Source organism: Lysobacter sp. Soil_N_51 (assembly GCF_057655755.1).
Genome location: NZ_JBDGLR010000003.1, coordinates 459,480 through 483,465 on the forward strand (window position 1 = coordinate 459,480; position 23,986 = coordinate 483,465).

Below are 23,986 nucleotides of genomic sequence, written 5' to 3' on the forward strand. Positions count from 1 at the left end.
GGCGTTAGCAAACGGACACCCGAAGGGCGGCGTGCAGGATGCACGCCGTGCGCCACCGGGACATGGATGTCCCGTGTGGCGCATGCCTGCGTCTGCACCGATCGTGCGGGCCCTTGATTCAAAAAAAGCATTTTTCTTTGGTTACCTTTCTTTTGTTGCTTTAGACAAAAGAAAGTAACTCGGCCGCTTGCGGACGAAAGCTTTTGCCTTTGCCTCAAAGGCTCTACAGCTTCAAAGATTGAAGCTTTAAAGCTTTTAAAGCTGAAGCTAGATCAAAAGCTTCCGCCACTAAAGCGGCGGGTCACTTTCTTTTGTCTAAAGCGACAAAAGTCCGTCTGGATTCCCTTCGGTCAAAAGGTAACCAAAGAAAAATGCTTTGTTGTGGATCAAGTGCCCGCAAGTGCGGAGCTTCCGCGGGCATGCGCCACACGAGACATCCTGTCTCGGTGGCGCACGGCGCACATCCATGTGCGCCGCCCTTTGGGTGTGCTTTTGCTAACGCGAGTCAGGAGCTTCGCAGCGCTGGATGGGCTGCGCGAATTGGGGCGCAAGCAAAAGCGCCATGGCCTACCTGTAGGAGCGGCGTGAGCCGCGACCGCGACACCACGGCTACGCCGCAGGGTTCGTCGAACCCGTAATGGCGCGGTCGCGGCTTACGCCGCTCCTACAGGCAGGCCATGGCGCCACGCGGCCCTGGCCGATGACGTCGGGAATCGGGCCAAGCCGAAGCCGCCAAAGCGAAGCCAGCGCCAAGCACTGGCCACGCCCTGGATCATCCCGTCGCGATCAGGGAATTTCGCAACCACAGGAGATACCGCAGGACCGATAGGTCGTGCCGCAGGTAAAGTCGTTGCCGACCACCTGCATGCACTCGGCGTACTCGATCTCGCAGGTGCGCCAGCACTGGTCGCACGATCCGCCGGCCGTCGCGCTCAGCGACAACGCAAAACCGAAGCACATCGCGACCAGCGCGCCAATGCCGAGCTTCCTTGATTTCCTGCTCATGATGTCGTCCTCTTCGCCCCGGAGCGGGGCGCGTGCATCATGCGAAGCATCGCGTGCCGCGGTCAATGCGCCGGCGTGGGGAGTGTGACGACGAAGCGCACGCTCGGATGAGCGGGCGTGTGAGCGAAAGACGTCGGGCCTGGAGGTCCCACAGCCGCCTCGCCGAAGCCAAGCGCCTTGTGAGGCCTTCCAGGCCCGAGACTGTTCGATCAGATGCGACGAACCCGCATCCGATCACGCCCCAACCGAATCGGAATCGGACCCGGCGCCTGGATCAGTGCCCGCCCGCCGCCGCCGCGCCGCCGCCCGCCTTGGCGCTGAACGGGGGTTTGGCGAACCACACGAACACGGTCACCAGCAGGAACACGATGCCGATCAGATGCAGCATTTCGTTGAAGCCGAGCTGCGCGGCCTGTTGCGAAATCATCTGGTTCAAGGCCAGCGCGCCACGGGTGGCGTCGCCGTTGCCGAGCGTGTTGACGGTCTGCTGGATCGCCGGATCGTTGGCGGCGATGTGTTCGGTCAATTGTGCGTGGTGGATGGTGCTGCGCTGGCTCCAGGCCCAGGTGGTCAGCGAGGCGGCGAAGCTGCCGCCGAGGGTTCGCACGAAGGTCGCAAGTCCCGAGCCCGCGGCGATCTCATGTGGCTCAAGATCGGACAGCAGGATCGTCAATACCGGCATGAAGAACAGCGCCACGCCCAGGCCTTGCCACAACTGCACCATGGCGACGTGGTTGAAGTCGACATCCAGGTTGAAGCCTGATCGTATGAAACTGGTGAAGGCCATCACGATGAAGGCGGCGCTGGCGACCAGACGCAGATCGAAGCGGGCCGCGTACAGACCCACGAACGGTGTCAGCAATACCGGCAATATGCCGATCGGCGCGGTTGCCAGGCCCGCCCAGATCGAGGTGTAGCCCAGATTGCGTTGCAGCCACAGCGGCACCAGCAGGCTGATCGAGAAGAACGCCGCGTACGCAAGCACCATCGCCGCGGTGCCGGCGGCGAAGTTGCGATGGCGGAACAGGCGCAGGTTGACGATCGGATCGCGTTCGGTCAGTTCCCAGATCACGAACACGGTCAGCGCGACCACCGCGACGAGGGTCAGCACCACGATCTTGGTCGAGTTGAACCAGTCTTCGTCGTTGCCCAGGTCGAGCATGATCTGCAGCGCGGCCACGCCGAGCACCAGCATCGCCAGGCCCATGTAATCCATCTTCGGGTTTTCCAGCCGTTCCGGCCGGCCGCGCAGCTGATTGCCGACCACCAGGCAGGCGAAGATGCCGATGGGGATGTTGATGAAGAAAATCCATTCCCAGCTGTAGTTGTCGGTGATCCAGCCGCCGAGGATCGGGCCGGCGATGGGCGCGACGACGGTCACCATTGCCAGCAGGGCGATGGCTTGCCCGCGTTTATGCGGTGGGTAGATCGAGATCAATAGCGCCTGGGTGACCGGGTACATAGGTCCGGCGACGAAGCCCTGCAACGCGCGCGCGGTCACCAGCAGGCCCATGGAGTTGGCCAGGCCGCACAGGAAGGACGCGATCACGAACAGCATCGTCGCCCACATGAACAAGCGGCGTTCGCCGAATTTGCGAGTGAAGAAACCGGTCAGCGGCAGCGCGATGGCGTTGCTGACCGCGAACGAGGTGATCACCCAGGTCGCCTGGCTGCTGCTGCCGCCGAGGTTGCCGGAGATGGTCGGCAAGGACACGTTGGCGATGGTGGTGTCGAGCACCTGCATGAACGAGGCGAGCGCGAGGCCCAGCGTGGTCAATGCGAGATTGGGTGGCCGGAAGCCGGCTTGCGGCGCGGGCGCGGCGGCGGCATTGGCGGTGGTGGCGGACATCGATCGGCCTGTCGGTTCGGGTGAGCCGCGCGTGGGCGCGGAACCAAGAGCGGAGGTGAAGCCTTCCGGTCCCCGTCATTGCGGCTTGCGCCGCAATGACGGTTTCGGAGTTCGCGCTGCATCGCGGGGGGAGGGGAGGCGGCGCGCACGGCGCGGCCGCTTCGACACGATGCATCGCGAACGACAGACGAAGAACGACGTGGGGGAGGTGCTTCGTCTTTGCTGCGCGGTGCCGCTGAAATGGCTGAAACGGCTGAAGCTGGAACGGTGAAGCAGGTGAAACAGTCGCTACGGATGCGATGGCGATCCCCGGTCAAACCGAGCCGATCGCCGTTCGATCAGCCGTGCTGCATGTTCGGCAGGTTGTCGCGCACGATCTTCTCGATCATCGCGTCGGCCTCGTGCAACTGCTTGGCGTAGGCATCGGTGACCAGCACCGGCTTGGCCGGCGGCGCCGCGGCCAGGACCGCGCCGGTCTGCTCGCGGATACCTACGTCGACGTGCATGCTCAGGCCCAGGCGCAGCGGGTGTTCGACCAGTTGCTTGGGTTCGATCTCGATCCGCACCGGCACGCGCTGGATGATCTTGATCCAGTTGCCACTGGCGTTCTGCGCCGGCAACAGCGAGAACGCGCTGCCGGTGCCCATGCCGAGGCTGACGACTTTGCCCTGATAGGTCACGTCGCCGCCGTACAGATCCGAATGCACGTCCACCGACTGGCCGATGCGCATCTTGGCGAGTTGGGTTTCCTTGAAGTTGGCTTCGACCCAGACCTGATCGAGCGGAATGATCGTCATCAGCGCGGCGCCCGGCTGCACGCGCTGGCCGAGCTGCACGTTGCGCTTGCCGACATAACCGCTGACCGGCGCGACGATGGCCGAGCGCTGCAGGTTCAAATACGCCTGACGCAGTTGCGCGGCGGCCGCGGCGACCTGCGGCTGCTTGGCGACGGTGGTTGCGTCGACCAGCGCGCGATTGCGCGCCAGCGAGCCGCGCGAGGACGACATCGCCGCTTCGGCCGAAGCCAGTTCGTCGCGCGCATGCGCCAGCTCTTCGGCCGAAACCGCGCCACTGGCGACCAGGCCTTCGCGACGCTTGACGTCGGCGCGGGCCTTCTGCACCGCGACTTCGCGCGCCGACAGATCGGCCTGGCCGGCGTCGACCGCGCTGAACAGACCGCGCACCTGGCGCACGGTGTTGGCGAGATTCGCGGTGGCCTGGTCATAGGCGACCTGCGCATCGTTCGGATCGAGCTGCACCAGCACCTGGCCGGCGCTGACCTTCATGCCGTCGTCGGCGCCGATGCTGACCACGGTGCCGGTCACCTGCGGGGTGATGTTGACCACGTTGCCCTGCACGTAGGCGTCGTCGGTGTCCTGATGCCAGCGCAGAACGAGCATGTAGTACAGCGTCCACGCGATGCCCGCGATGACGATCACCGCGAGCAGGATCGTCAGCGCCTTGCGGCGGTTGTTGTTCTTCGGCGGCGCGGCCGGCGCGACCGCGGCTTGAGGATTGACTTCGGTGGTCATGGCGTCGGGGCCTTCGCGATAACTTGGGTAGAGGATTCGTTGGCAACGGTGGACGCGACCGGGTCGGGCGAACTGAGTTCGAGTCCGCCGCCGAGCGCGCGGTCCAGGTCGATCTGCGCGGCGTAGCGCTGCGCGCGCAGGCCGGCGAGTTGTTGGTCGAGTTGCAGCAGCGGACGCTGCGCCGTCAGCACGTCGAGTTGCGTGCCCAGACCGGCGCGGTAGCGGCTGCTGGCGATCTGCCAGGCCTGCTGCGCGGCATCGCGCGCCTGCTGCGCCGAGACGATCTGGCCGTCGAGCGAACGCGAGCTCTGCACCGCGTCGGCGACTTCGCGCAACGCGCCGATCAGGCTCTGGTTGTAATTCGCGACCGCGAGGTCGTACTCGGCATCGGTGTCGGCCAGGTTGTTGCGCAGACGGCCGCCGTCGAAGATCGGCATGCTGAAGGCCGGGCCGCCTTGCAGCAGTTTGGCTTCGCTGGTGAACAGGTCCGACAGGTGACCGGTGGCCAGGCCGACGATCGCGCTGAGATTCACGCTCGGATAGAAGTCGGCCTTGGCCGCCTTGATGCCGTGCGAACTGGCTTCGACCCGCCAGCGCGCGGCGACCACGTCGGGGCGATGGCCCAGCAATTCGCTCGGCAGCACCGACGGCACCGCCGGGTTCTTCGCCGCGAGCAGGGTCGGGCGAGCGATTTCAAGGCCGCGATCGGGGCCCTTGCCCAGCAGCGCGGCGAGCGCGTTGCGGGTGGCGTCGATCTGCTGCTGCGCGGCCTGGATCTGCTGATCGGCGCTGGCGCTGGCGCTCTGCGCGTTGCGGATCTGCAACTGGTTGTCGAGGCCGGCCTTGACCCGCTGCTGGCCCAGGCCGAGCAAGCGATCGGAGCGTTGCTTTTCCGAACTCGCCACGTCCAGCGCTTCGAACGACTGCGCCAGCGACACGTAGGCGCGGGCGATGTTCGACGACAAGGTCAGGCGCGCGGCCTGCGCTTCGACTTCGGCCGCGCGGGTCTGGCCGAGCGCGGCCTGCCAGCGCGCGCGCTTGCCGCCCCACAGGTCCGGGCTGTACTTGAATTCGAGCATCAGCACGTGCGCGCCGAGGTACTTGCCGCCGATCGGATCGGGGGCGAGGGTCTCGGGCAATTCCGCCCCGGAGTATTGGGCGGCGGCGCCGACGGTCGGCTTGCGCGCGGCATCGGCCAGCCCGGCCTGGGCGACCGCCTGACGCACGCGCGCGTCGGCGGCGTCGAGGCTGGGCGTGCCGGTCAGGGCTTCGTCGATCAGCGCATTGAGCTGCGCGTCGCCTAGCGAAGTCCACCAGTCGCGCTTGGGAAATTCGGCCGCCGAGACCTGGGCGAGGCTGCGGGTGGCTTGCAGGCGGTCGGCGTCGAGCGCGTGGCCGGACGGCTCCAGGCCGCGGGTGCTGGCGCAACCGGCCAGGATCAGCGCGGCGGCCAGCGGCGTGAGCACGTAACGCAGCCCGCGGCGCGGGCGAGGGTCGAGAGAGGACATGGCTCAGGAACCGGAGAGTGAGAGGTTGTCGCGAACTTGTTCGAGCAGGCGATACAGCTGATCGCGATCGCTGTCGCTCAGGCCGGCCATGGCGCGCTCGCGTACGCGCTTGCCGCACTGGTCGATGTCTTCCCAGATCGCGGTGCCGGTTTCGGTCAGGTGGATGTTGAGCGCGCGGCGATCGTCCGGATCGGCCACGCGCACGACGAAGCCGCGGCTTTCCAGCTTGTCGAGCAGGCGGGTCATGGCGCCGGGATTGAGCTGTGCGGCGCGCGCCAGTTCGGTGACCCCGGCGGTACCGATCGCCAGTTCCTTGAGGGTGATGAACTGGCTGAAGGTGAGGTCGTGGCCGGCCTGCGCCAGCTCGCGTTCCATCTGCGCCCACATCGCGTCGCGCACCTGGCGGAACAGCAGGCCGAGGTTGGAGGTCGAGCAGGGCTGGTTGGGGGTCGAGGTCGTCATGGCGCGGCATGTTGCTCGCCCGCACAATAGTTGTCAAGGCAAATATTGTTCTAGCAACGACCTATTCAGGCCGCCGCCAGCCATGTGTGGAAAGCGTGTAGACCGTTGCCTGGCCTGGGTTTGCGGTGATCAGGCCGGAACTGCAAGGCGCGGGCGGCGGGCACGGCATGCGCCGGCACATGCGGCCAAAGGTGGCCGGTGCGGGGCATGAAGATGGATTAAACGTCGGCTGTTTGGTGCCGGGACGACTACTGAACGAGTCCTGGGCGACGGCGCTCGCAGCGCCGCTCAGACCCGTCGCAGGACCACTTCGAGCACGAACTTGCTGCCGAAAAAGGCCAGAATCAGCAAGGCCATCGCGGTCAGGGTCCAGCGCACCGCGACCACGCCGCGCCAGCCGTAGCGCCAGCGGCCCAGCAGCAGGCCGCCGAAGGCCAGCCACGACAGCACGCTGAGCACGGTCTTGTGGACCAGGTGCTGGGCCAGCAGGTTTTCGACGAACAGCACGCCGGTCAGCAAGGTCGCGGTCAACAGGATGAAACCGACCGCGATGGTGCGGAACAGCAGGCTTTCCAACTCGACCAGCGGCGGCAGCGCGCGCAGCCAGCCGTGGAATTCGCGCCGCCGCAGCGCGCGTTCCTGCAGCCACAGCATCAGCGCGAACAGCGCCGCCACCGCCAGCGTGGCGTAGGCGAGCAGGGCGAACCAGGCGTGCAACTGCAGGCGCCAGTCCAGCGGTTCCGGGTGCTGGACGTGGCCGTACAACTGGTACGTCACCAGCATCAGCGCGGCCAGCGGAAACACCACCACGCCGAGCGCGGCCATGCGCCCGGCCGCGCCGAAAATCGCGGTCAGCACCGCCATGCCCAGCCCGACCAGGGACAGCGCGGCGAAGAAATGCAGGTCGGCGCCGCCGGCGATGCGCCAGGCGATGAAATGCGCCGCACCGTGCAGCAGCACCGCCAGATTGGCCGGCAACAGCCACAAACGCGCCTCGCGTCCGCGCTCGCGGCGCACCGCCGCGATCAGCAGACCGGTCGCGGTCAGGTAGAGAACGACGGCGATGAGAACGATTGTCATCGACGAAGTGTGGCATAGGCGAGGAATGAGTGGAGAGGAGTGAGAAACGAGTAAAAGCCGGCGACGGTCCCGACTCGTACTCGTTTCTCACTCCTCTCCACTCACTCCTGCCGCCCAGCCCCTGCCGCTATACTTGCCGCCCCTGTCGTTTCGCCCTGCCGACCACGCCATGTTCGAATCCCTGACCCAACGCCTGTCCGGCACCATCGAGCGCCTGCGCGGCCGCGGCCGTCTGACCGAAGAGAACATCCGCGAGTCGCTCCGCGAAGTGCGCATCGCCCTGCTCGAGGCCGACGTCGCCCTGCCGGTGGTGCAGGCGCTGATCGAACGCATCAAGGTGCGCGCGGTCGGCCAGGAAGTGCTCAAGTCGCTGACCCCGGGCCAGGCCCTGATCAAGGTCGTGCGCGACGAGCTGACCACGGTCATGGGCTCGCAGGCCACCGACCTGAATCTCAACGTGCCGGCACCGGCGGTGATCCTGATGGCCGGCCTGCAAGGCGCCGGCAAGACCACCACGGTCGGCAAGCTCGCCAAGCATCTGAAGGAGCGGCGCAAGAAGAAGGTGATGGTGGTCTCGGCCGACGTCTACCGTCCGGCCGCGATCGAACAGCTCAAGCAACTGGCCGAACAGGTCGACGTGCTGTTCTTCGCCTCCGACGCTTCGCAAAAGCCGGTCGACATCGCCCGCGCCGCGATCGCCGATGCGCGCAAGTCCTACGTCGACGTGCTGCTGATCGATACCGCCGGCCGCCTCGCCATCGACGACGCGATGATGAGCGAGATCAAGGCGCTGCACGCCGCGGTGTCGCCGGTCGAAACTCTATTCGTGGTCGACTCGATGACCGGCCAGGACGCGGCCACCACCGCCAAGGCCTTCAGCGAAGCGTTGCCGCTGACCGGCGTGGTGCTGACCAAGACCGACGGCGACGCGCGCGGCGGCGCCGCGTTGTCGGTGCGCTACGTCACCGGCCGTCCGATCAAGTTCATCGGCGTCGGCGAAAAGCCCGACGGCCTGGACGTGTTCCACCCCGACCGCGTCGCCAGCCGCATCCTCGACATGGGCGACGTGTTGTCGCTGGTCGAGCAGGTCGAGCAGCAGGTCGACAAGGACAAGGCGCAGAAGCTCGCCGAGAAGGTCGCCAAGGGCAAGAAGTTCGACCTCAACGACATGAAGGACCAGCTTGAGCAGATGCAGAACATGGGCGGCCTGCACGGCCTCATGGACAAACTGCCGGGCATGGGCCAGATCCCCGACGCGGTCAAGAACCAGGTCACCGGCAAGGAAGTGCCGCGCATGGTCGCGATCATCAATTCGATGACCAAGAAAGAGCGCCGCAACCCGGCCCTGCTCAACGGCTCGCGCCGCGCGCGCATCGCCAAGGGCTCGGGCCTGACCCCGGCCGACGTCAACAAGCTGATGAAGCAGTATCAGCAGATGGAAAAGATGATGAGCAAGCTCTCCGGCGGCGGCATGAAGGGCCTGATGCGCGGCATGAAGGGCATGATGGGCGGACGCGGCGGCATGCCGTTCCGCTGAGCGAGGCGTCGCGGCGAAACCATCGAACGGCGGCCCTTGGCCGCCGTTTTTCGTTGTGGCAGCTGCGAATTCGTCCCGCCTCGCGATGCCCGGTTTACTACCTGTAGGAGCGACGCAAGTCGCGACCGCGCAACCGCGCTGATTGCGCAGCCATCTTTATCTGTCGAATCGTCCCGTCCCGGCGCGCGGAGCCGGCAGGCACGTCGGCGCATTTTCAAATCGGCGCACGCCTCGCCGTGTATCTACATCGACGCACCGAATTCGCATCGTCGAACACTCGAACATCGTGTGTATCCAACAGATCGCACAGACCTCACGCAGCGCCGAGGTGAAGCCCTGAATCCCCGCCTTCGCGGGGATGACGAGCAAAGGCGAAAGCCTTTTTCCTCACAGTCACGAGGCATCACCATCCACCGCGCTCTCGCAATCGCCCCCTGTAGGAGCGACGTAAGTCGCGACCGCGCAACCACGACAATTGCGTAGCCCCTCTGGTCTGGCAAATCCTCCGGCCTCAACGCATTAAGTTTCACGCACCCGCACCCGCACCCGCACTCGCACTCGCACCCGTTTCCAACTCGCCGCCACTCGCCGACAAACGGCGTCGCGCGTTCTCGGGCTGAGAGACGGCGCCGGGCGATTCTGTGTTCACGGAACGGCGAGGCGCGGAACAGACAGACGGAAGGGGGCTGATCCAAGCGCGGGGGGGGCTCGTGCAGGCCGCGCGCTCAGAACCGAGCGCCGCCGCCCGCAAGGTCGCGACGACCGTGCCAGCCACGTGAGCACGAAACCGCGCATGGACCGCGCGGATACACCGAGGTTCGGGGAAGACCGGTTCCGGGGGGCGGAACCGGCGCAAGGGCGGGCGGCGACAGGACGGCGTCGCCCGCCGGGCGGCATCCGAGGGAAGCGGGTGCCGGCGCCAGGGACGGCGCGGCAGGGCAGGGAAGCGCGGGGATCCGGGCCCGTCAGGGGCCCGGGTTTGCCCAAGCCACGGAATCGGTTAAACTTTCCGGCTTACCCCGTCATTCCGACGGCTGGGCAACACAGGAAAACAGACCCCATGGTCAAGATTCGACTGACCCGCGGCGGCGCCAAGAAGCGTCCGTTCTACCACATCATCGTCACCGACAGCCGTAGCGCCCGCGATGGCCGCAACATCGAGCGCGTCGGTTTCTACAACCCGGTCGCCGCCGGCGCCGAGAAGCGCGTCGAGCTGAACATCGATCGCGTCAAGCATTGGGTCGCCAACGGCGCCCAGCTGACCGACAAGGTCGCCGACCTGTACAAGCAGGCCGTCAAGGCCGCTCCGGCCGCCTGAGCCGGCGGGCCGCGCAGGTTAGCCCGCGCGGCCCTTCCCACGCACCCATGAGCGATTCCTCGCGCCGCCTCCTGCTGGGCAGGGTGCTCGGCGCTTTCGGCATTCGCGGCGAAGCCAAGCTCGAGTCCTGGACGCAGCCGCGCGCCTCGATCTTCCGCTACCAGCCCTGGATCGTCCGCGACCCGCAGGGCCGCGAGCGCGAGCTGTCGGGCGTGCGTGGCCGCGAAAGCGGCAAATTCCTGATCGCCACGTTTCCCGATGTCAGCGACCGCGACACGGTCGAAGCCATGCGCGGCACCGAGATCTACGTTCCGCGTTCGGCCCTGCCGCCGCCGAAAGACGGCGAGTACTACTGGGTCGACCTGGAAGGCCTGAACGTGGTCACCACCGAGGGCGTGTCGCTGGGCAAGGTCTCGCACCTGTTCGCCACCGGCGCCAACGACGTGCTGGTCGCCCGCGACGACGAACGTGAGCGCATGATCCCGTTCGTGATTCCGCAGTACGTGCTGTCGGTCGATTTCGAGGCCAACCTCGTGACGGTCGATTGGGATCCTGAGTTCTAGGAAAGAGTTGAGAGGAGTGAGAAACGAGTAAAAGCTGGTTTTTCCTCGTTTCTCACTCCTCTCAACTCACTCCCGCCTCATGCGTATCGACCTCATCAGCCTGTTCCCCGAATTCGTCGCGCAATGCGCGGCGTTCGGCGTGGTCGGGCGCGCGGGCGAGCGCGGGCTGCTGTCGTTGCATGGCTGGAATCCGCGCGATTACGCCGAAGGCAATTACCGCCGCGTCGATGAGCGCCCGTTCGGCGGCGGGCCGGGCATGGTCATGCTGATCGATCCCTTGCGCGCGGCGATCCGCGCCGCGCGCGAGGCCGATCCGGCGCCGGTCCGGGTGATCTACATGAGTCCGCAGGGCGCGCGCCTGGATCAGGCCAAGGTCCGCGAACTGGCCGGGCACGAGCGGCTGATCCTGTTGTGCGGCCGCTACGAAGGCGTCGACGAGCGGCTGATCCAGGCCGAGGTCGACGAGGAAATCTCGATCGGCGATTACGTGCTGTCCGGCGGCGAACTGGCCGCGGCGGTGATCGTCGATGCGGTCGCGCGGCTGCAGGACGGCGCGCTGGGCGACGCCGAATCGGCGGTCCAGGACAGTTTCGAGGACGGCCTGCTCGACTGCCCGCATTACACCCGCCCGGTCGAACACGAGCTGGGCACGGTGCCGCCGGTGCTGATGTCGGGCAATCACGCGGAAATCGCCAAATGGCGCCGTCAGCAGTCGCTGGGCCGGACCTGGCAGCGGCGCCCGGACCTGTTCGACGAGGCCGCGCTGTCCAAGGCCGACCGCAAGCTGATCGCGGCCTTCCGCGCCGAATTGGCCGCGGCTCAGGCTGCGGAACAGGGTGCACAGGCGGCCGCTGGAAGCGTTTCCAGCCCCGAATCGGCCGTTCAGCCAGGCCGCCAGGCCGGCGAAACGCCCTGAGCCCCTAGCGCCGCGGGAAAAAAGCTCGTTATAATTAGTCGCTTAGCTGTACCCCTTTGCTGTACCGATGCCATGACGCGGGTCCACGTGCACTCGCGCAACAACTAATCCAACAGGCCGTAACCATGAACAAGCCCTCGCTCCACACCCTGCTGCAGAATTTCGAAGCCGAGCAGATCACCCGCAAGCTGCCCGACTTCAGCCCCGGCGACACCATCGTCGTCAACGTCAAGGTCAAGGAAGGCACGCGCGAGCGCGTCCAGGCCTATGAAGGCGTGGTCATCGCGATCAAGAACGGCGGCCTGAACTCCTCGTTCACCGTGCGCAAGATCTCGCACGGCTTCGGCGTCGAGCGCGTGTTCCAGACCCACAGCGCGATCATCGACTCGGTCGACGTCAAGCGCCGCGGCAAGGTCCGCGCCGGCAAGCTGTACTACCTGCGTGGTCTGCAGGGCAAGAAGGCGCGCATCAAGGAAGATCTGGCCGCGTACGCGCGCGCCAAGAGCGCCAACGTCGCCGCAGGCGAGTAATCCCCGCATCGCGCGCCTGCCGCGCAATGCCACGAACGGCCGCCGCGAGGCGGCCGTTTGCGTTTGCGCGCGGCACGGTGACGGCGTCCGCCGCGGACTCGCGCGGCGCGAGCCGTCCCTAGGGCGCGTGGCGTCGATCAAGCGCATCGCGCGAGCCTGCGTCGCGGTCTTCACGATGGCCGCGATTGGCCCGTTGTCTGGCCGCGGCGGCGCTGTGCGCCGCGCCCGGTTCGCGCTAGATTCCCGACGCGGCGTCGGCCGCCGGCAGTGCCGCCCCCGCGGCAGGAGAGCGCAACGTGAATCCGGGTTTGTCTGAAGGCGATATCTGCACCTATCAGCGCAGCGACGGCGCTTGGGGCTTTTTCTGGGTCCAGCGCATCGACGCCTTGCCCGACGGCCGCGACGCGCTGTCGCTGCGCAAGTTCGACACCCATACCGCCGAGGAAGTGCTGCGCGAGCATGTCGCCGACGTCGACGAACTCAAGGCGCTGCGCCTGCTCGGCCACTTCCCGATCGTCGGTACCCGCGTGGCCGAGGTCGAGCCCCGCGTGATCGGCCACATGCCGGTGCGCGACGCCGACCTGGAGGGCTACCGGATCTGGCGCGAGGCGTTCGACAAGGGCGAAGCCGGTGTGTTCACCCTGGCGTTGCAGGACATCTGAGCACGCCGATGGCTGCGAAACGCGGCTGCGTGTTGCCTGCGTCGAGCGGTGCGGCCCGTCAGCGCGGCGGCCGTTCGGTTTCTGCATCGGCGACGTCGCGCGCCAAGTTGGCGATCTCTTCCGGACTCGCATCGGCCACCGGCGCCGGCGGCTGCGCAGCGATTTCCGCCGGCGTGGCGATGGTCTGGGTGGCGATCGGCGCGACCGCGCGTTCGGCCGGGCTCATCATCCGCGAGCGTCGCCAACCGCCCCAGCGGTAATACGCCAGCGACATCAACATCGCGCAGAACGCGCTGACCGGGAAACTCCACCACAAGGCGTCGGTGCCGATCACCGGCTGCAGCAAGGTCGCGAACGGTACGCGCACGCCCCACAGCGCGAACCCCAGGATCAGCAGCGGCGGCACCACCGCGCCGGTCGCGCGGACCACGCCGGAAATCACGAAGGTCACGCCGAAGAACAGGAACGACCAGATCGAAATATGGTTGAGGTGGCGGGCGATTTCGAACGACGCGCTGCCCTCGGGCAGGAACAGCGCGAGCGTGTAGCGGTCGAACAAAATCAGCGGCGCGATCAACGCGCCGGTCATCAGGAAATTGAAACCGGTGCCGGTGCGCGCGGTCGCGTCGACCCGGTCCCAGCGCCCGGCGCCGACGCTCTGCGCGGCGATCGAGGAACACGCCGCGCCGATCGCCATCGCCGGCATCTGCACATAGGTCCACAGTTGCAGCGCCGCGCCGTAACCGGCGGCGGTGCCGGTGCCGTGGGCGTTGACCAGGCTGATCATCGCGATCATCGCCAGCGAGATCAGCACCATCTGCAGGCCCATCGGCACGCCCTTGACGATCAGCGCGCGCAGCACCGCCGGGTCGATCTTGAGCAGATGCGCGTCCTGCCGGCCCAGCCACAGCACGTGGCGCTTGCGCCGCAGGTACAGCAGCATCGCCAGCAAGCTCAGGCCCTGGGCGAAGAAGGTCGACGCGGCCGAACCGGCGATGCCCATCGCCGGCACCGGGCCCCAGCCGAAGATCAGCAGCGGATTGAGCACGATGTCGAGCGCCACCGACATCAACAAGAAGCGGAACGGCGTGCGCGAATCGCCGGCGCCGCGCAAGGCCGCGGAGAAGAACGCGAACGCGTACAGGAACGGCATCGACAGGAAGATCACCCGCAGATAGCTCTCGGCCAACGCGAGCGCGGGCGTCGGCGTGCCCATCGCGCGCAGCACGGTATCGGCCATGAACCAGCCGGCGATCGCGATCAGCACCGACAGGGCGATGAAGAAGGTCGCGCTGGTGCCCATGACCTGGCGCGCGCGGGCGGTGTCGCGCGCGCCGATCGCCTGGCCGATCAGGATGGTCGCGGCCATGCCGATGCCGAAGATCGAGCCGATCAGGAAGAACATGATGTTGTTGGCGTTGGCCGTTGCGGTCAGCGCCGCTTCGCCGAGGTAGCGGCCGACCCAGATCGAATTGATCGAGCCGTTGAGCGATTGCGCCGCGTTGCCGGCCATGATCGGCAGGGCGAAGGAAATCATGGTGCGGCCAATCGGGCCTTCGGTCAGCAAGTGGCTGCCGCGCGGGGTGCTGGAGGCCATGGCGGGATCCGGACGGGGATGGCGCAGTATGCCGCCGCGCGGGGTGAGCGGGCCGTGGCCGCGCGATGCCGGGCTGGAGCGAGCGGTGAATTATTGCGCGGGCTGGGTTGCGCGGATGTGGGAAAGGTCTCGGTGCCGAACAAGCATCAGTCGCAATGGAAGAAGTGATTGTCGGAAAAGCCCGGGTTCTTTTTTTTAAACGCGTTGTCCCCGATTCGTGCTGGTCAGTTAGGCTTCACAGCGGCCACCGAGGAGCGCCCCATGACCGCAATCCGCCAAGCCACCGCGGGGGACAATGAGCGCATCTGCGCTCTCCTGGCCGCGGCCGGCCTGCCAACAGAGGACCTGCCGGCCCCTTCTGTCGAGCTTTGGGTGGCTGAAGCGGCTGACGGGATTGTCGGCGTCGTTGGCGTGCAGCACTTCGGGCAGGCGGGCCTATTACGCTCGCTGGCAGTCGATACCGCTCACCGCGGCTCGGGTCTCGGCGCTGTCCTTCTCGGCCATGCGCAAAACCAAGCGCGCGCCACGGGCTTGCGTGAGTTGTTTCTCTTGACCGAAACGGCAGCCGTCTTCTTTACCGCGCATGGTTATCGCGCGGTCGCTCGCGATTTGGCTCCGGCGGATGTGCTTGGCAGCTCTCAGTTCCGGTCGCTTTGTCCCGCGTCCGCCATTTGTATGGCCAAGACACTCTAGAAAATAACCAGAGCTCGCCACCCACGCGGATCGCGACAGGGTGTCTTCAACATGGACATGATTTGTGGAGGCGCGAGGCGGTGCATTAGTGCTTCGCACAAATGGACATGATCGTCGTTGGGCGCGACGCAGTGCGTTTTCTCCCTGGAACAGCAGGCGGTGGGATTCGTTCTTGCCTTCGTTGCGCGGCGATCCGCATCAAAAGCGAATCCCCCGCGCGGAAGCGACGCGAGGACTGCACAACTGCGCCGGGCGCTCGCCCCCTTTTACAAAGTGGGCATGATTTTCGGGGACGTGATGTGGTGCATTCCCTCTTTCCCAAGGTGGGGATTATTCTCGGGGTGCGATGCGATCCATTCGCCTCTCTCCCTAAATGGACACGGTCTTCGACGAGCGCGATGCAATGCTTTTCCCCTTTTGGAAAAGGGCGGCAGGGGATTCGCTTTCGCCTTCACCGCATCGCGCCCGGTTCGCGGCTCCCGTCGTATCCTTCGACAACGCACCGCTATCTTCCGCATCGATGAGCAAGCAAGCCGAAACACCCGTCGCGTCGCCGGCCGCCTCGGTCCGCCTGGACCTGTGGCTGTGGGCCGCGCGTTTCTTCAAGACCCGCAGTCTCGCGCGGCAGGCGGTCGAGACCGGCAAGGTCGAGGTCGGCGGCCAGCACGCCAAGGCCTCGCGCGCGGTGCGGGTCGGCGACGGCCTGCGCATCGTGCGCGGAGAGGAAGTGTTCGAAGTCGCGGTGCTGGCGCTCAGCGATGATCGCGGCCCGGCCAGCGTGGCGCAGACGCTGTACGTCGAAACCGAAGCCTCGCGCCTGGCGCGCGAGCAACTGCGCGCGACGCGCATCGCCGAGCGCAACGGCTACCGCGCGCCGGAAGGTAAGCCGGACAAGCGCGCGCGGCGCCTGATCAAGGCATTGGGCGATATCGACGCGTTGTAGCGTCGGCGGCGTCGGTCGTCGCGTTCGCGCGCGTCCACGTCCAGCGGCGATTTCGGATTTCGCTGAACTCCGGTTGCGCCGAATCTGATCGTGCAGGGATTTGCTCGCGCAGGAGTTGGATCGCGCCAGGATCCGACCGCAGCGGACTTAAAATCCGCCGCCCAAAACAACGACGGCCGCGCCGAAGCGCAGCCGTCGTCTACATAAGTTCGCTGACGCCGCGCGTGGCCGAAGCCGGACGCGGGCGTAACCTCAGCGCTGACCGCCGAGCAGGCCGCCGCCGATCTTGAGCAGGTCGCCCAGGCCGAGCTGGCCGTCGCCGTCCTGGTCGAGCACCGAGCTCAGCAGGCCGCCAGCCGAACCCTGTTGCTGGATGCGCTGGTGTTCCTGACCGAGCACGTTGCCGAGCTGCTGCGGCGAGGCCGCGGCCTGGCCGCCGCCGGAGAACATGCGCTGGGCCAGATACGACAGCACGATCGGCGCGAGCAGTTTCAGCAGCGTATTGGCCTGGCCGCCTTCCAGTCCGGTGGCCTGACCCAGGCCCTGCGCGGCGGTTTCCTGGCGGCCGCCGAAGATGTGGCCGAGGATGCCGGCGCCGTCGGTCTGGCGATTGCCGCCGCCACCGCCGAGCACCGCGCCGAGCACGCTGCCCAGGTCCAGGCCGCTGGCGGCCGCGGGCGCGGCGTGGTCGCGTTGCAGCGCGCCGAACAGAGCTTCAGCACCCTGCGGCTGGCTGGCGTTGCGGCCGAGCGCGCCGAGCAGCAACGGCAGCGCCGCGCTGACCGCGCTCTGCGTCTGCGGCTGCGACAGGCCGAGCTGACTGCCCAGTTGCGCCAGCGGCTGGCCCTGAAGTTGGTTGAGAAGATCGTCGGTCAGCGAGGCGCTCATGGCGGGATTCCGGGTGCGAGGAAAGCAGATGCTAGCGCCGAATCGTGAGTGGCGGGTGATGCTGGCGGTCGCGAAATCGGCGATGGCATCGCGATCGTGCAGGCGATGTGGGCGCGCGGTGCGATTGAGGCACTTGGGGACTTTCGCGCGGCGGGTCGCAGGCTTGCGGCCGCGAACGGCGGGCCGCGCCGGGGCGATCGGGCCTGCAACGACAGGCCTGGCGGTGTTTTCGCGACTCGGGCGTTTCCAGGCAACGTGGCCGCCGCGGCGCACGGCAAAAAAAAGCCCGGCTGAGGTCGCCGGGCATAAAGTCACACAGGGTCTGTTGTCGGCGAATGGTTCGCCGGTCGATCAGTTCAGATCGAAGCGGTCCGCGTTCATCACCTTGTTCCAGGCCGCGACGAAGTCGTTGACGAATTTCTGTTGCGCGTCGGAGCTGGCGTAGACCTCGGCCAGCGCGCGCAACTGCGAGTGCGAGCCGAAGATCAGATCGGCGCGGGTGCCGGTCCACTTGAGTTCGCCGGTCTTGCGGTCGCGTCCTTCGAACACGTCCTTCGCCTCGGAGTTCGCCTTCCACACCGTGCCCATGTCGAGCAGGTTGACGAAGAAGTCGTTGCTGAGCGCGTCGGCCTTGCGGGTGAACACGCCGTGCTTGCTTTGACCGGCGTTGGCGCCGAGCACGCGCAGGCCGCCGACCAGCACGGTCAGTTCCGGCGCGCTGAGGTTCAACAACTGCGCGCGGTCGATCAGCAGCGATTCGGCGGTGACGTCGAACTTGCCCTTGAGGTAGTTGCGGAAGCCGTCGGCGATCGGTTCGAGCACCGCGAACGAATGCACATCGGTCTGTTCGGCCGTCGCGTCGGTGCGGCCCGGAGTGAAGGGCACCTTGACCGGGAAGCCGGCGTTCTTCGCCGCCTGTTCGACGCCGGCGGCGCCGGCCAGCACGATCAGGTCGGCCAGGGACACCTTCTTGCCGCCGCTCTGCGCATCGTTGAATTCCTTCTGGATGGCTTCGAGCGCGGACAGCACCTTGGCCAGTTGATCGGGCTGGTTGACCTCCCAGTCCTTCTGCGGCGCCAGACGGATGCGCGCGCCGTTGGCGCCGCCGCGTTTGTCGGAACCGCGGAAGGTCGAGGCCGAGGCCCAGGCGGTGGACACCAACTGCGACACCGGCAGGCCCGAGGCCAGGACCTTGGCCTTGAGCGCGGCGATGTCCTGCTCGTCGATCAGGGCGTGGTCGACGGCCGGCACCGGGTCCTGCCAGATCAGCACTTCGGCCGGGACTTCCGGACCGAGGTAGCGCGGGCGCGGGCCCATATCGCGATGGGTCAACTTGAACCAGGCGCGAGCAAAGGCGTCGGCGAACTGATCGGGATTTTCGAAGAAGCGGCGCGAGATCTTTTCGTAGGCGGGATCGAAGCGCAGCGACAGGTCGGTGGTGAGCATGGTCGGCGCGTGGCGCTTGTTCGGATCGTGCGCGTCGGGGATCTTGTCCGCGCCGGCGCCGTCCTTCGCGATCCACTGGTGCGCGCCGGCCGGGCTCTTGCTCAGTTCCCACTCGAAACCGAACAGGTTGGCGAAGAACTCGTTGCCCCATCGCGTCGGCGTGCTGGTCCAGGTGACTTCCAGGCCGCTGGTGATCGCGTCGCCGCCCTTGCCGCTGCCGAAACTGCTGCCCCAGCCCAGGCCCTGTTCGGCGATGTCGGCGCCTTCGGGCTCGCGGCCGACGTGCGATTCGGGGCCGGCGCCGTGAGTCTTGCCGAAGGTGTGGCCGCCGGCGATCAGCGCCACGGTCTCCTCATCGTCCATGGCCATGCGCGCGAAGGTATCGCGGATGTCGCGGGCCGCGGCGATCGGATCGGGGTTGCCGTTGGGGCCCTGCGGATTGACGTAGATCAGGCCCATCTGCACGGCGCCGAGCGGGTTCTCCAACTGGCGGTCGCCGCTGTAGCGCTTGTCGCCGAGCCACTCGGTTTCGCTGCCCCAGTACACGGCTTCTTCCGGTTCCCACACGTCGGCGCGGCCGCCGGCGAAGCCGAAGGTCTTGAAGCCCATCGACTCCAGCGCGACGTTGCCGGTGAGGATCATCAGATCCGCCCAGGAAATCTTGTTGCCGTACTTTTGCTTGATCGGCCACAGCAGGCGGCGCGCCTTGTCGAGGTTGCCGTTGTCCGGCCAGCTGTTGAGCGGGGCGAAACGCTGCTGCCCGGCACCGGCGCCGCCGCGGCCGTCGAAGATGCGATACGTGCCGGCGCTGTGCCAGGCCATGCGGATGAAGAGCGGGCCGTAGTGACCGAAGTCGGCAGGCCACCACTCCTGCGAATCGGTCATCAGCGCGTGCAGGTCCTGCTTCACCGCGGCCAGGTCCAGGCTCTTGAACGCCTGTGCGTAGTCGAAGTCGGGATCCGGATTGGACGGCGGCGCCTGCTGGTGCAGGACCTTGAGGTTGAGCTGGTTCGGCCACCAGTCGCGGTTCGACGTGCCGCCGCCGGCGGTGTGGTTGAACGGACACTTCGATTCGGTGTTTGACATGGGTTCTTTAGCCTTTCGCTGGTGACGGTGCGGGTTCGACGGCTGCGTTCCGGGTGACGCCCGATTGCCTATGCGCGAACGGATCCGATCTCGGACCCGTTGCGGACGTTACGCTGGCGTTGCGTCGACTGCTGATTCGGCCGGTGCTGCTGGAACGGGTCCTGGAACGGCATCGCCGCATGGGCGGTGAGGCTCAAGTGCCGGTCGCGCCCGTGCCCTGGCGGGTTCGAGGCGGTGGTCGGTCCGGTCGGCTGGCAAGAGTCGTGCAATCGCATCGCTGGCGCTCGGTGGTGTAGCGGTGACGGAAGGGGCTCCGTTGGGCGGGGTGTTGACGTGGGTTGACGATAGGTCGGCGCCAATGACAAGTGAAATCGATATTTCCGACGTATTCGATAGAAGCCGACTATGGCGAAGCGGTTCGCGCCGCGGCGCAGCATGGGCGCGCTCGAATCATGGAAGGCTCGCGCCCGGCGATTCGTGATCGATGTGGCAAACGCGCCGGTCGGTTCGCGGATGCTGCTTTGCAGCAGCGTTTGTGCATGCCGGCGCCGGTCCATACTCGGCGCGAGCGTCGGCCAGCGCCGTAGCGCTCATCCATTCGACCAAGGAGGGAAACACGATGAAGGCAAACACGATGGGGAAGAGCGCGGGCCTGCGGATCGCCGCGCTGACGGCGTTGGTGTTCGGCCTGGGCCTGGGCGCGTCGGCGTTCGCGGCGGATCCGGATTGCATCAATACGTGCCTGGAGATCAAGCGCGACTGCATCGCCCAGGCCGGCGGCGGTTCGATCCAGCATTGCAATCGCGCCTACCGCGAGTGCGCGGCGGGTTGCGAGTTCTGATCGAAGTGCGGGGCGACGCGACAGGCGCCCGCGCGGCGCCTGTCGCTTTCGATGCCGCGAATGGTTTGATGCGTGCGCGTTGAATCATCGCACGGCGATGGGGTGGCGACGCCGCCGGCCGGAGGCTGAAATCAACCGCCCTGGATGACGTCGAACTCGCCCGCGAGCACGCGATCGAGCCGGCCGCTGCGCCAGCCGCGCACGCCGTCGCGCACCAACGGCGACGGCGATTCGCGATAGCGCCGGCAGATCCGGCGTTCGCCGTCCGGCGCGGCCTGGGCCACGCGCGCGCGGCCGGGCAGGTCGGCGGCGACCTGTACCGACAGCGAAGCGCGGCGGGTGACGCCGTCGTCGAGTTCCTCGAACACATGCAGGCCCGATTCGCCCTGCAGCAGATCCAGCGCGCCGAAGCCGCTGACCGCGAGCCAGGCCTTGCAATGCTCGGGGTCCTGGCGCAGCACCTGGACGCGCATATTGCGGCGCCGCGCCCAGGCCAGGTACATCGCCAGCAACTGCTGCCACCACAGGCGCAGATCGGCGCCCGAACGCAGTGGATCGGCGTCGCCGGTGTCGATCTGGATCAGTGCATCCTGCGGCCGTTGCTCGCGTACCGCGTCGATCGCCAGACCGAGCAGGAACAGCAGCTGGGCCAGACGGCCGGCGAACTCGCCGTTGCCGCGTTCCTGGCGCAGGCGCTGCTGCATGCGCTGGGCGGTGTCGAGCGCGCTTTCGATGCGGTCGCGGCGTTCGATGCGGTCGAGCACGCCGTGGCGTTCGCCGGCCGACCAGAAGTCGGACTCGCTCATGCGCGCGTAATCGGCTTCGCGCGCGCGGACCCAGTCGGCCGATTCGATCGCCGCGTCGAGTTCGCGCAGGCGCGCATCCAGGCGCGCGATCGCCTCGGCATCGGCCGAGGGTGCGTAGACCAGGTCGCGCAGATCGCCAGCCGGCGCGGAGGCGTCGATGGTCGCGGCTTCATCGGCAGGCGCGACTTCGCTTGCCTGGGTCGCATCCGGATCGATGAACACCACATCGAGCTTGTCGCCGGCGCTGCGCACGAACAGGAACTGATCGCCGCGCGGCGCGCGGTGTTCGACGATGCTGCGCGCCAGCGGCGCGAGCAGGTAGTGCTCGATCGCGCGCCGCAGCGGACGCGCGCCCAGGTCCGGGGTGAAGCCGCGGTCGAGCAGGAACTCGATCGCGGACGGTTCCCATTCCACCGCCCAGTCGCGATTGCGCAAGCCGCGTCGGGTCAGCACGCGGCCCAGTTCCTTGTGCAGGATCTCGCGCATCAGATTGCGGTCGAGCGGGTTGAACAGCACCACCCGATCCAGACGATTGATGAATTCGCGGCGGAAGGTTTCGTACAAGGCCTTCTCGACCGCGCTGCGCGAATAGCCGCCGCTGACCGAATTGAAACCCGGTCCCGCCGTGCGCGAAATGGTCGAGCCGACGTTGCTGGTCAGGATGATGATGCTGTGGCGGAAGTCGGCGGTGTGGCCGCTGCGATCGCTCAGGCGCGCATCGTCGAACACCTGCAGGAACAGGTCCCACACCTTCGGATGGGCTTTCTCGAATTCGTCCAGCAGCACCACCGAGAACGGCTGCTCGCGGATACGCGAGGTCAGCGAACGCACGCCGCCCTGGCCGCCTTCGTCGGCGGTCAGGCGCCAGGCCGAGTCCTCGGACTGGAACTCGCTCATGTCCAGGCGCAGCAGGCGTTCGTCGCTGCCGAACAGCAATTCGCCCAGCGCCTTGGCCAGTTCGGTCTTGCCGGTGCCGGTGGGGCCGGCGAACAGGAACACGCCGATCGGCCGGCCGTTGTCGGTCAGGCCGGCCTTGAGCATCGCGATGCGGTCGAGCAGGGCGTCTACGGCTTCGTCCTGGCCGATCACGCGCTGACGGAAGAATGCGCGCAGACGGTCGAGGTCCAGACTCTGGCGATCGTCGATCACGTCCAGCGGCAGGCCGCTGCGTTGGGCGATGGTCGCCAACAGACCTTCGGCGTCCAGCGGCAGGGCCGGCGGCTCCTGCGCGCTCGCGCTTTGCAGACTGTCGCCGAGCAAGCGCAGCAGACGGCCGGGTTCCTGCTGTTCGGGGAAATACTGCGCGGCCATGCGCGCGGCCTCGGCCAGCACGCGCGCGTCGGCAACCGGGCGGCTGAGCCGTTCGGCTTCGATCCGCGCCCATTCGGCCGCGATCGGCTCCAGAGCTAGCGGTTCGACCGGGGCGAGGTTGAGAATTTCGAAATGGTGCTTGATCACCGGCCGCGCGATCAGCAACTGGGCGAGCTGGCGCGGAGTGATTTCGCCGATCACCCTCAACTGGCCGCGTTCGATCGCCGGCAGCATCAGGTCGAGCAGGCCGCGCGGATCGCGCGAATGCGAGCCCTTGGCCAGCAGGTCGAAGAAGTCCGGCGCGCGCCACAGCGCCTGCTTGCGATCGAGCACGGCGAGCATCTCGCGCACGCGCTCCTCGAGTTCGCCGATATAGCTTTGCCCGGACAGGATTTCCGCGGCGCTGGCTTCGAACACCAGCCAGCCTTCGCTTTGCAGGCGCTGGCTGAGCAGGTCGATCAGCACGCTCTTGCCGACGCCGTGTTCGCCGGCGACCAAGACCGAGGTCGTCGCCTCATTGCTCAGCAACTCATGCACGCGTTCGAGCTGTCGCGCCAATGCGTCGTGCACGATCCGCGTCTGCGGCTTGATCGCCGCGTTGACCCGGCCGAACGCGCCGAGCACGCGGCCTTCGCGGCGCGCGTTGGCGGCGCGTTCGACCTGCGCCAGCAGCGGATCGAGCAGCGGCGAGGCGAAGCGCTTGAGGGTGTCGCGCAGCTGGCTGGCCTGGGCCTCTTCGAGTTCGTCCAGCGCCGGCGCGGCCGGCGCATCGCCGAACTGCTGCGCCCATTGCAGGTAGTCGCGCAGGTGCTGGCGCACCGGCGCGAAGTCCCACCACCACGGCTGCGCGTGCCGCATCAGATGCGGCAGTGCTTGCGCGTCGCCACGGGTGCGCAGGTAGTCGATCAGAAAATGCAGCGGATAGCCGCCGAACTGGGCGGCGTGTTCGAGCACCGGCTCAAGCGGGATGTCGCCGCGCCGCGGCAGCACCGCGGTAATCATCGATTGCTGCACGTAGCCGCTGCCGCCGAGCTGGCGTACCAGTTCCTCGGCGCTGAAGGCCTCGCCGGCGAGCAGGTCCACGCCCTGGTGGAATTCGGGCAGGGCCAGCAGGTCCTGCGGACGCTGGATGCGTTCGTCGACCGCGTCGATAGCGCGGAGCAACCGCAGCAGTTGATCGGCGGGCGTTTCGTTGTTGGTCGAAGACGTTTCGATCGGCGCCTTGGCTTCGCTCTTATCCTCGTCGGGCGTTGGATCGGCCTGCGGCGGAGAAGCATCGGCGATAGCGGCCGCGGCCACCGGCGTGGCCCGATAAAGGCGGGCGAGGATCAGACCGGCGACCACGCCGACGACGAATAACAAGGCTTCCACGGGGGCTCCGGTGTCCATTCCGGGCGACAGTTTAGCGGGTCG

Annotated in this window: 19 protein-coding genes; 9 read left to right on the forward strand and 10 right to left on the reverse strand. The window is 67.0% G+C overall.

Annotated elements, in window-relative coordinates; translation table 11 throughout:
- Nucleotides 1-786: 786 nt before the first annotated feature.
- From AC3A4T_RS07460 to AC3A4T_RS07485, 6 genes are all read right to left on the reverse strand, one after another.
- The gene (locus tag AC3A4T_RS07460; protein WP_487674787.1) at nucleotides 787-1,005 is read right to left on the reverse strand and encodes a hypothetical protein; all 219 of its coding nucleotides are present in this window, start codon (nucleotides 1,003-1,005) and stop codon (nucleotides 787-789) included.
- 274 nt (nucleotides 1,006-1,279) lie between these two features.
- Nucleotides 1,280-2,854: a DHA2 family efflux MFS transporter permease subunit gene (locus AC3A4T_RS07465; protein WP_487674788.1), complete on the reverse strand. Its 1,575-nt coding sequence runs from the start codon at nucleotides 2,852-2,854 to the stop codon at nucleotides 1,280-1,282.
- Between the two features lie 338 nt (nucleotides 2,855-3,192).
- On the reverse strand, nucleotides 3,193-4,386 hold the full coding sequence (locus AC3A4T_RS07470; protein ID WP_487674789.1) for an EmrA/EmrK family multidrug efflux transporter periplasmic adaptor subunit: 1,194 nt from the start codon (nucleotides 4,384-4,386) through the stop codon (nucleotides 3,193-3,195).
- Nucleotides 4,383-5,894, reverse strand: a complete 1,512-nt coding sequence (locus AC3A4T_RS07475) for an efflux transporter outer membrane subunit (RefSeq protein ID WP_487674790.1) — start codon at nucleotides 5,892-5,894, stop codon at nucleotides 4,383-4,385. The genes AC3A4T_RS07470 and AC3A4T_RS07475 overlap by 4 nt, the downstream gene beginning before the upstream one ends.
- 3 nt (nucleotides 5,895-5,897) lie before the next feature.
- Nucleotides 5,898-6,356 (reverse strand): MarR family winged helix-turn-helix transcriptional regulator, encoded by a 459-nt coding sequence (locus tag AC3A4T_RS07480; protein WP_036111610.1) that lies wholly within the window; start codon nucleotides 6,354-6,356, stop codon nucleotides 5,898-5,900.
- 288 nt (nucleotides 6,357-6,644) lie between these two features.
- Nucleotides 6,645-7,436 (reverse strand): cytochrome C assembly family protein, encoded by a 792-nt coding sequence (locus AC3A4T_RS07485; RefSeq protein ID WP_487674791.1) that lies wholly within the window; start codon nucleotides 7,434-7,436, stop codon nucleotides 6,645-6,647.
- A 169-nt stretch (nucleotides 7,437-7,605) separates the two neighbouring features.
- Between AC3A4T_RS07485 and ffh the strand changes: the two genes are divergently transcribed.
- The 6 genes from ffh (at nucleotide 7,606) to AC3A4T_RS07515 (ending at nucleotide 12,962) form a co-directional block, all read left to right on the forward strand.
- Nucleotides 7,606-8,973, forward strand: a complete 1,368-nt coding sequence (gene ffh, locus AC3A4T_RS07490; RefSeq protein WP_056108644.1) for a signal recognition particle protein — start codon at nucleotides 7,606-7,608, stop codon at nucleotides 8,971-8,973.
- A gap of 1,060 nt (nucleotides 8,974-10,033) precedes the next feature.
- Nucleotides 10,034-10,291 carry a 30S ribosomal protein S16 gene (rpsP, locus tag AC3A4T_RS07495; protein WP_036111600.1) on the forward strand — a complete coding sequence of 86 codons (258 nt, stop codon included), beginning with the start codon at nucleotides 10,034-10,036 and terminating at the stop codon, nucleotides 10,289-10,291.
- A gap of 47 nt (nucleotides 10,292-10,338) precedes the next feature.
- On the forward strand, nucleotides 10,339-10,854 hold the full coding sequence (gene rimM, locus AC3A4T_RS07500; protein WP_487674792.1) for a ribosome maturation factor RimM: 516 nt from the start codon (nucleotides 10,339-10,341) through the stop codon (nucleotides 10,852-10,854).
- Nucleotides 10,855-10,933: 79 nt separating this feature from the next.
- Complete coding sequence (gene trmD / locus AC3A4T_RS07505; RefSeq protein WP_487674793.1) at nucleotides 10,934-11,770, forward strand: tRNA (guanosine(37)-N1)-methyltransferase TrmD; 837 nt, start codon at nucleotides 10,934-10,936, stop codon at nucleotides 11,768-11,770.
- 125 nt (nucleotides 11,771-11,895) lie between these two features.
- Nucleotides 11,896-12,300, forward strand: a complete 405-nt coding sequence (gene rplS / locus AC3A4T_RS07510) for a 50S ribosomal protein L19 (RefSeq protein ID WP_056108634.1) — start codon at nucleotides 11,896-11,898, stop codon at nucleotides 12,298-12,300.
- A gap of 296 nt (nucleotides 12,301-12,596) precedes the next feature.
- Nucleotides 12,597-12,962: a hypothetical protein gene (locus AC3A4T_RS07515; RefSeq protein ID WP_487674794.1), complete on the forward strand. Its 366-nt coding sequence runs from the start codon at nucleotides 12,597-12,599 to the stop codon at nucleotides 12,960-12,962.
- Between the two features lie 58 nt (nucleotides 12,963-13,020).
- Here the strand turns inward: AC3A4T_RS07515 and AC3A4T_RS07520 are convergent, their stop codons facing one another.
- Complete coding sequence (locus AC3A4T_RS07520) at nucleotides 13,021-14,559, reverse strand: MATE family efflux transporter (RefSeq protein WP_487674795.1); 1,539 nt, start codon at nucleotides 14,557-14,559, stop codon at nucleotides 13,021-13,023.
- A 261-nt stretch (nucleotides 14,560-14,820) separates the two neighbouring features.
- Here AC3A4T_RS07520 and arsN2 point away from each other — a divergent pair, with 261 nt between their 5' ends.
- Nucleotides 14,821-15,252, forward strand: coding sequence for an arsenic resistance N-acetyltransferase ArsN2 (arsN2, locus tag AC3A4T_RS07525; RefSeq protein ID WP_487674796.1), 432 nt, complete (start codon nucleotides 14,821-14,823; stop codon nucleotides 15,250-15,252).
- A gap of 520 nt (nucleotides 15,253-15,772) precedes the next feature.
- Complete coding sequence (locus AC3A4T_RS07530; protein ID WP_487674797.1) at nucleotides 15,773-16,195, forward strand: RNA-binding S4 domain-containing protein; 423 nt, start codon at nucleotides 15,773-15,775, stop codon at nucleotides 16,193-16,195.
- 252 nt (nucleotides 16,196-16,447) lie between these two features.
- Here the strand turns inward: AC3A4T_RS07530 and AC3A4T_RS07535 are convergent, their stop codons facing one another.
- Together AC3A4T_RS07535 and katG are read right to left on the reverse strand one after the other, a co-directional pair.
- Nucleotides 16,448-17,083 carry a DUF937 domain-containing protein gene (locus AC3A4T_RS07535; RefSeq protein WP_487674798.1) on the reverse strand — a complete coding sequence of 212 codons (636 nt, stop codon included), beginning with the start codon at nucleotides 17,081-17,083 and terminating at the stop codon, nucleotides 16,448-16,450.
- A 351-nt stretch (nucleotides 17,084-17,434) separates the two neighbouring features.
- Complete coding sequence (gene katG, locus AC3A4T_RS07540; protein WP_487674799.1) at nucleotides 17,435-19,615, reverse strand: catalase/peroxidase HPI; 2,181 nt, start codon at nucleotides 19,613-19,615, stop codon at nucleotides 17,435-17,437.
- Nucleotides 19,616-20,234: 619 nt separating this feature from the next.
- On the opposite strand from katG, the gene AC3A4T_RS07545 reads away from it, so the two are divergent.
- Nucleotides 20,235-20,456, forward strand: a complete 222-nt coding sequence (locus AC3A4T_RS07545) for a hypothetical protein (protein WP_487674800.1) — start codon at nucleotides 20,235-20,237, stop codon at nucleotides 20,454-20,456.
- A gap of 131 nt (nucleotides 20,457-20,587) precedes the next feature.
- Here the strand turns inward: AC3A4T_RS07545 and AC3A4T_RS07550 are convergent, their stop codons facing one another.
- Nucleotides 20,588-23,944: an AAA family ATPase gene (locus AC3A4T_RS07550; RefSeq protein WP_487674801.1), complete on the reverse strand. Its 3,357-nt coding sequence runs from the start codon at nucleotides 23,942-23,944 to the stop codon at nucleotides 20,588-20,590.
- Nucleotides 23,945-23,986 lie beyond the last annotated feature (42 nt).

What these genes read in the sequence shown, in the direction of transcription:
- AC3A4T_RS07480 (WP_036111610.1), bottom strand. Translation starts at nt 6,356, where the DNA reads ATGACGACCTCGACCCCCAACCAGCCCTGCTCGACCTCCAACCTCGGC.
- AC3A4T_RS07460 (WP_487674787.1), bottom strand. Translation starts at nt 1,005, where the DNA reads ATGAGCAGGAAATCAAGGAAGCTCGGCATTGGCGCGCTGGTCGCGATG.
- AC3A4T_RS07475 (WP_487674790.1), bottom strand. Translation starts at nt 5,894, where the DNA reads ATGTCCTCTCTCGACCCTCGCCCGCGCCGCGGGCTGCGTTACGTGCTC.
- rimM (WP_487674792.1), top strand. Translation starts at nt 10,339, where the DNA reads ATGAGCGATTCCTCGCGCCGCCTCCTGCTGGGCAGGGTGCTCGGCGCT.
- AC3A4T_RS07530 (WP_487674797.1), top strand. Translation starts at nt 15,773, where the DNA reads ATGAGCAAGCAAGCCGAAACACCCGTCGCGTCGCCGGCCGCCTCGGTC.
- rplS (WP_056108634.1), top strand. Translation starts at nt 11,896, where the DNA reads ATGAACAAGCCCTCGCTCCACACCCTGCTGCAGAATTTCGAAGCCGAG.
- katG (WP_487674799.1), bottom strand. Translation starts at nt 19,615, where the DNA reads ATGTCAAACACCGAATCGAAGTGTCCGTTCAACCACACCGCCGGCGGC.
- rpsP (WP_036111600.1), top strand. Translation starts at nt 10,034, where the DNA reads ATGGTCAAGATTCGACTGACCCGCGGCGGCGCCAAGAAGCGTCCGTTC.
- AC3A4T_RS07520 (WP_487674795.1), bottom strand. Translation starts at nt 14,559, where the DNA reads ATGGCCTCCAGCACCCCGCGCGGCAGCCACTTGCTGACCGAAGGCCCG.
- AC3A4T_RS07545 (WP_487674800.1), top strand. Translation starts at nt 20,235, where the DNA reads ATGAAGGCAAACACGATGGGGAAGAGCGCGGGCCTGCGGATCGCCGCG.
- AC3A4T_RS07485 (WP_487674791.1), bottom strand. Translation starts at nt 7,436, where the DNA reads ATGACAATCGTTCTCATCGCCGTCGTTCTCTACCTGACCGCGACCGGT.
- AC3A4T_RS07535 (WP_487674798.1), bottom strand. Translation starts at nt 17,083, where the DNA reads ATGAGCGCCTCGCTGACCGACGATCTTCTCAACCAACTTCAGGGCCAG.
- ffh (WP_056108644.1), top strand. Translation starts at nt 7,606, where the DNA reads ATGTTCGAATCCCTGACCCAACGCCTGTCCGGCACCATCGAGCGCCTG.
- trmD (WP_487674793.1), top strand. Translation starts at nt 10,934, where the DNA reads ATGCGTATCGACCTCATCAGCCTGTTCCCCGAATTCGTCGCGCAATGC.
- arsN2 (WP_487674796.1), top strand. Translation starts at nt 14,821, where the DNA reads ATGACCGCAATCCGCCAAGCCACCGCGGGGGACAATGAGCGCATCTGC.
- AC3A4T_RS07470 (WP_487674789.1), bottom strand. Translation starts at nt 4,386, where the DNA reads ATGACCACCGAAGTCAATCCTCAAGCCGCGGTCGCGCCGGCCGCGCCG.
- AC3A4T_RS07465 (WP_487674788.1), bottom strand. Translation starts at nt 2,854, where the DNA reads ATGTCCGCCACCACCGCCAATGCCGCCGCCGCGCCCGCGCCGCAAGCC.